The following is a 6415-nucleotide window of genomic DNA, read 5'->3' on the forward strand; positions in this document are numbered from 1 at the left end:
AAGTAGTCCCCGCCTCCGTCCTCCCCCGCATGCTCAAAGCCTAACCCAGTCCCCCCACGCGGAGCCCGTCTCACCAGAGGCGGGCTCCGTTTTTGATTGAGATTGGACAATGATTGATCCGAATCACTCCGCGTGTTCGAGAACTTTCTGCCACTCGTCCTGCAACTTGTGCGCTTCAATCATTCCCAGCAAAGGCTGGCGATTCCAGTCATCGCTCAAGCCAGTCAACATGCGGCTGATGTCGCGCAAATGCTTGGCGGAGCCGCCTTCACGAAAGAACTGCAGTTTACGGACAATGACGTATTCCGGGGGCGCGAAGCTCACTTTGTCTCCATCAATGTCTCCTTCTATTGCATGAGCAATGCCCCAGGCATGAAGCTCATCTTTTCCGGTCATGTAAATATCGGCTTTGAAGCCAGTTTCATGATGGATGAGATTGAAATGACCTCGTTGATCACGGCTGCGTTCTGATTCAATCACCTCAAGTGGAGGGCAGTAAAACTCTGTGTCTGGAAAGGCCTCCAGCAGGCGTCGCGAATCCTCCCGGCGCAGAAAGACAATGATATCCACGTCATTGGTCATACGCGGCTCCCCGTAGTAGATCGCCGCTACGCTGCCACTGACCATGTAGCGCACACCAAGCTCGTTCAGCTTGTGCGTGAAAATCAGAAATGGCTCACGTGACTGCATGCATGAAAATCTCCTTCACCCTTTGCTGCACCTGTTCCTCGGTCCAGTCGGGGAACTGTTGTCGCAAGCGCGCCGCTTTGATCTTCCTAGCTCCCCAGTATAACTGAAATGCCGTGCGCAGCTTCTGCGCGCCGGTCATGCGCCGCAGTGTGGCGATGTATTCAGGGGTGAGGTTGGAGGCCATGGCGCGAACATAGTGCAATGAGGTCCGCTCTGCACAAAAAAAGCGGCTGAGTTTCCTCAGCCGCCTTCGTGAATTTCTATCAGAACCCGTTGCGGCGCAACGGGTCAACTTTAGCCAATCACCTCAGGCCATTCCGTATGGAACATCTGGCCCTCAGGCTTGTCCGTGCGCTCATAGGTATGAGCACCAAAGAAGTCACGCTGGGCCTGCAGCAAATTCGCTGGCAGGCGCGCCGCACGGTAGCTGTCATAGTACCCAAGGCTGGCGCTGAACGCCGGAACCGGGATGCCGTTCAGCGTCGCGATGCTGACCACTTCACGCCAGTTCTGCTGGGTGGTGCTGAGCACGTCCTTGAAGAACGGATCCAGCATTAGGTTCGCCAGGCTTGCGTTCGTGCGATACGCATCGGTGATGCGGTTCAGGAAACGAGCGCGGATGATGCAACCCCCGCGCCAGATGGCGGCGATGCGACCCAGATCCAGCTTCCAGTCCTTCTTCGCACCCATCGTCTGGATGAGGTCCAGGCCCTGCGCGTAGCTGATGATCTTGGAGGCGTAGAGAGCGTCATGCACTTTCTTCACCAGTTCAGCCTTGTCCGTCGTGATGTTCACGGTCGGTCCGGTGAGCTGCGTGCTGGCAGCCACGCGCTGCTTCTTCTGGCTGGAAAGAATGCGGGCTTCCACAGCGGCGTTGATGGTGCTGATCACCACGGCGTTTTCAGCGGCGTTCATCAGAGTCCACTGGCCTGTGCCTTTCTGGCCGGCCTTGTCCACGATGAGTTCCACGATTGGCTTGCCGGTCTCAGGATCCTTCTGCTCCAGCGCTTTGCCGGAGATCTGGATGAGGTAGCTCTGCATGTCACCTTCGTTCCATTCGTTGAAGATGGCGGCCATCTCGTCGGTGGTGAATCCAGCGTGCTTGAAGATGTTGTAGGCTTCGCAGATGAGCTGCATGTCGCCGTATTCGATGCCGTTGTGAATCATCTTCACGTAGTGACCCGCGCCACCAGGGCCGATGTGGATCACGCAAGGCTCGCCGTCCACTTTCGCCGCGATGCTTTCAAAGATCGGCTTCATCACTTCCCAGGTGGAAGCAGGGCCGCCGGGCATGATGGAAGGGCCTTTGCGTGCACCTTCTTCACCACCGGAAACACCCGCGCCGATGAAGCGCAGTCCCTTGCCAGCGAGGTAGGCGTCACGGCGCTCCGTCGTTTGGTAGAAGCTGTTGCCGCCGTCGATGATGATATCGTCCTTGTCGAGGAGGGGGATCAGCTGCTCGATCACCGCGTCCACGGCGTCACGGTCCGTGTCTTTCACGGCGGTGGATTTCACCATGATGTGAATCTTGCGCGGCAGGGCGAGGCTCTGCACGAACTCTTCCAGCGTGTGGGCTGCGACGAGGGCCTTGCCAGGATGTTTGGCCACAAATTCATCCGTCACGCTGGTGGTGCGGTTAAAGACGCTCACCTGGAAGCCGCGGCTTTCCACGTTGAGAACGAGGTTTTGGCCCATCACAGCGAGGCCGATCAATCCGAAGTCACTTTTTTTGCTCATATTTAGGGGCCGCAGACATACCCGCCCCCTCCCGCTTGGCAAAGGGGATTTTCCTCATGGCTGGCATGAGCCGGATTGATGGAATCGGCACGATTTACCAGTTGTGCCGCCCTCACGCCTTCGTTTATCCCTCCACACCTCGCGTTTCACCCTGCATCCGCATGCACTGCCACGTTGCCCCAAAGAGAGAGAAATCCCGCCCTTTTTGCCGGGGTGACTCGGCGGCATCCGGCTCAATTGGCACCCATTTCCGCAGCGCAGCGCCCGCGATCCCTCTGAACCCATGAAAATCACCCTCGTTCTCCCCATTGTGCTCAGTCTGGCAGTCACCGCACTGCTTGCCCGCGATCTGCAAAAAAAGCCCGTCAGCCCCACTCCCGCCCCGCCGCCTGCTGCGGTGCCCGTGGAGCCTGAGCCCGTGCGATACTCCATGGCAGACTGCCACCTGCACCTGGTCGATTTCCTCCAGCGCACCGATGGCGCCGTCGCCGCGCTCCGGGCCATGACGAAATCCGGCGTCACCGATGCCGTCGTCAGCGGCATGCCCTTGGTCAAACAGTGGTCCGAATCCGAGCCTCAGCAGCCCCAGTACTACCTTGAGGACGACGCCCGCTGCTACTGGTACTCCGCCACCGACATGCTCGTCGCGCGCGAGATCCAGGCCCTCCCCGAAGCCGACCGCAAGCACTTCCACCCCATCATCTGCGGCTTCAACGGCGCCGACCGCAACGCCGTGGACCACGTCCGCCGCATGATCGAATGGAACCCCGGTTTCTGGCAGGGCATCGGCGAAGTCATGACCCGCCATGACGACCTTTCCGCCCTCACCTACGGCGAGACTCCCCAGGCCAACAACACCTCCCTCCACCGCATCTACGAGCTCGCCGCCGAGCTCGATCTCCCCGTCTTCGTCCACTCCAATGCCTCCTCCGTCTGGAAGCGTGAACCCATCTACCTGCACGAGTTCGAGGAAGCCGTCACAAATCATCCCAAGACCAAATTCGTCTGGTGCCACGCCGGCATCAGCCGCCGCGTGGACGTCCCCACCCTCATGCAGGAAATCGACCGCATGCTGGCCACCCACTCAAACCTCAGCATCGACATCTCCTGGGTCCTCTTCGACACCTACCTCGTCAAAGACGGCAAACCCGTCGCCGAGTGGCTCGCCCTCTTCGAAAAATACCCCGAACGCTTCATCATCGGTTCCGACAAAGTCGGCCGCTTCCACGACTACGCCCCCGTCATGCAGCGCTACTACCTCCTGCTCGACGCCATGAAACCCGAAACCGCCAAACGCATCGCCCACGACAACATCCTCGCCATCCTGCCAAAGCAGGGCGCGGTGCTGAAGGCTGGAACGGCACCTGCTGAAGTGCGACAGGCAGTGCCGGTGCTGACACGGTGATCCACGGAGCGCGGAATTTATTCCGCAGCACACCGCAGCAATACAAGCTTCGGAGTTTGTCTGAAAACCTAGCGAGCAATCCAAAGCCAGGGTGAAGAGGTTTCGCTTCGCGGCTCCGCGAGCACGGCAGCCTCATCGCCTGCGGTGGCGAAGCCGCAGCTTCCGTACTGGGAGCGCCGGTTTTTAACCGGCTCTGGGCGAGCGTCCGTGGTGCTAGGACATGGAAAGGGCTGTAGTGGAAATGCGGTGTTTGCTCTGATGACGGAGCGCATTCCAGAGCCGGTTAAAAACCAGCGCTCCCAGCAATGACTTCCCGACCCCCACTCAAGGCACCGGCTGCCCCTTGGCCCCGATGCTATACAGCGAGTTCGCCGTGCGCACGTAGATCCGCTTGTCACCGATCGCAGGCACGGAATTCACCGGGCCATCCAGCTTGCTCGCCGCGATCTTCTCAAACTTCGGCCCCGCCTTGATCACAATCAGATCGCCCTGCTGGCTGGCGCAGAAAATCTTGCCGTCACCCGCCACCGGGCTGCTGAAGAACTTGGCGCTGCCTGCGGTGCCTTCGAGACGCTCCTCATAGATCACCTTGCCCGTCTTGAACTCCACACAGCGCATGATGCCGCCGTCTCCCAGCAGGTACATGTGCTCGCCAATCACGAGAGGGGAGGGGACATAGGGCAGCCCCTTCGGAATGTCGAAAGGCACAGACACCGGCTTGCCGCTCTTGAGGTCCAGCGCCGCGATCTCCTTCACACCGCCGCCGGTGCCGAAGGTGCAGAAGTAGAAGTCATCGCTGATCACCCCGGAGCCCAGGCTGCGCTGCTTGTAGCCCGGATTGTGCTGCCAGTTGATCTTGCCCGTCTTCAGCGCGATGCCCATCACCCCGCTGGCCGTGTCCGCGCAGATGAGTTCCTTCGCGCCGCCCTTCAGTTCATGCACCACCGGCGTGGAGAAAGTGTTCAGGCAGTTCGGGATGTCCAGCTTCCACGCCTGCTTGCCCGTCTTCGTGTCCAGCGCCACGATGCAGCTCTTCCACTTCTGCTGCTCAGGATCTTCGGTGTACGTCTTGCCATCGCGCTGCCAGTCGAATTCGCTGCGCACAATCATGAGGCCGTCCACCACCACCGGAGAGATCCCCGTGCCATGCTCATGGATGTAATCCGCCACATGATCATTGCGCCACAGCAGCTTGCCCGTGTGATCCAGCGCCAGCGCCTGGATGTTCGTGCCGCTGCTCCAGTTGATGTAAATGCGCTCCGCATCCACAAAGGCGGAGCTGCTGGCATAAGTGTTGTACGTCTTGTGAATCGGATGCGGCACAAACTCCTCCTCATGCTTCCACAGCTCCTTGCCGTCCTTGGCGGAAATCGCGATCACCGCGCGCTTCGTCGCGCCCGTTTCAGCCGTCACGATCACCATGTCCTGCCACAGCACCGGCGAAGACCACCCTTTGCCCAAAGCAACCTTCCACACCGTCGTGCTGTCATCCACCACCGCAGGCAGGCCGGTCGTGTTGGCAACTCCGGTGCCGTTCGGGCCGCGAAAGCGTGACCAGTCCGCAGCCGAAAGCGCAGTGACAGAAAAGAGGGTGATGAATGCGAGAGTGAATTTCATGCGAGCGGATACAACGTGGCTGGTTGGAAAAAAATTGCCCCAAAGAGTTCTCACTAAATGCGAGAAGTGCGAATTAAACAGACGTCTCCGTCGCACCGTGCAGCGGGCCTTCCGGAGCGTGGGCATCTGCCACAGGGACCTCTGCCATCAGGATGCCAGTCTCAGGAGCCGGGGTCATCGGTATGCCTGCCTCGTGGGACACGGCCATCGGTAAATCTGTCACGGGGACCTCCACCACCGGAACCTCCGCCACCGGCGCATCCACCACCTGCGCCTCATCCTTGACCACCTCGTTGCTCACAGGCTCCACCTTCGGGGCCTCATTCACCACCACGGCGGGCGGCGGCACTGGCTCCGCCACGGGCGCAGCTTGCTCCACCACCGGCGGCGCTGGTTCTACCGCCTTGGACTTGGCATCTACCAGCGCATTCTTCACCGCCTCCAGCGCCTCGCTCAGGCGATATTCCAGCTCCGCGATCTTGTACCCGTCTTCGCGCGCACGCTTCCGCGATTCAGCCTCCAGTTGTGCCAGCTTTTCTTCCTGCTCGCGCAGTTTTTTGTCGCTGGCACTCGCAGAAGTATTCGGACTCGGGGCGGTCGAAAGGCCCACGGCATTCATGAATTCCTTCTGCACCATCTCCACCCGCGCCTCCGCCGCCTTCAGTGCGCGCTGCAGGTTGGTGATCTTCCCCTCGGCCACCTGGGTGGCCTCGCGGGCCTTGGTCAGCTCCGCCTCGGCACCACCAGCGGCGGCGTAGGCCGCCTGCTCATCACGGACTTTCTTCAATTCCACCCGGTAGGACTGCATCTCCGCCTTGTGCTTGATCACCAGATCCTGAGCCTCGATCATCCGTTTTTCAAAGTCAGCCGCCCGCGCATTCGTCGCCGCGATGGCCTGCTCCTGCGCCTGCATCCGGCCCTGCTCGGCCGCCAGGGCCGTTTCCAGATCCTTGATGCGGCTCTGCG

General features: G+C 60.3%; 6 protein-coding genes. 1 reads left to right on the forward strand and 5 read right to left on the reverse strand.

What is annotated here, in order from left to right:
* Positions 1-123 precede the first annotated feature (123 nt).
* The 3 genes from WAW39_RS01320 to gnd all read right to left on the reverse strand — a co-directional run bounded on the left by WAW39_RS01320 (position 124) and on the right by gnd (position 2427).
* The gene (locus tag WAW39_RS01320) at positions 124-690 is read right to left on the reverse strand and encodes a hypothetical protein (protein WP_422314973.1); all 567 of its coding nucleotides are present in this window, start codon (positions 688-690) and stop codon (positions 124-126) included.
* Complete coding sequence (locus tag WAW39_RS01325) at positions 677-874, reverse strand: hypothetical protein (protein ID WP_422314976.1); 198 nt, start codon at positions 872-874, stop codon at positions 677-679. The genes WAW39_RS01320 and WAW39_RS01325 overlap by 14 nt, the downstream gene beginning before the upstream one ends.
* 110 nt (positions 875-984) lie before the next feature.
* Positions 985-2427: a decarboxylating NADP(+)-dependent phosphogluconate dehydrogenase gene (gnd, locus tag WAW39_RS01330; protein ID WP_422314978.1), complete on the reverse strand. Its 1443-nt coding sequence runs from the start codon at positions 2425-2427 to the stop codon at positions 985-987.
* A 283-nt stretch (positions 2428-2710) separates the two neighbouring features.
* Between gnd and WAW39_RS01335 the strand changes: the two genes are divergently transcribed.
* Entirely contained in the window at positions 2711-3832 is a 1122-nt protein-coding gene (locus WAW39_RS01335) for an amidohydrolase family protein (RefSeq protein ID WP_422314980.1), read from the forward strand.
* Between the two features lie 324 nt (positions 3833-4156).
* Here the strand turns inward: WAW39_RS01335 and WAW39_RS01340 are convergent, their stop codons facing one another.
* Positions 4157-5449, reverse strand: coding sequence for a PQQ-binding-like beta-propeller repeat protein (locus tag WAW39_RS01340; protein ID WP_422314982.1), 1293 nt, complete (start codon positions 5447-5449; stop codon positions 4157-4159).
* 73 nt (positions 5450-5522) lie between these two features.
* The coding region (locus WAW39_RS01345; RefSeq protein ID WP_422314984.1) for a hypothetical protein at positions 5523-6415 on the reverse strand (893 nt) is incomplete at its 5' end.

Origin of the sequence: Prosthecobacter sp., assembly GCF_049294395.1 — a bacterium.
In the GTDB taxonomy this organism is placed as follows: Bacteria; Verrucomicrobiota; Verrucomicrobiia; order Verrucomicrobiales; family Verrucomicrobiaceae; genus Prosthecobacter.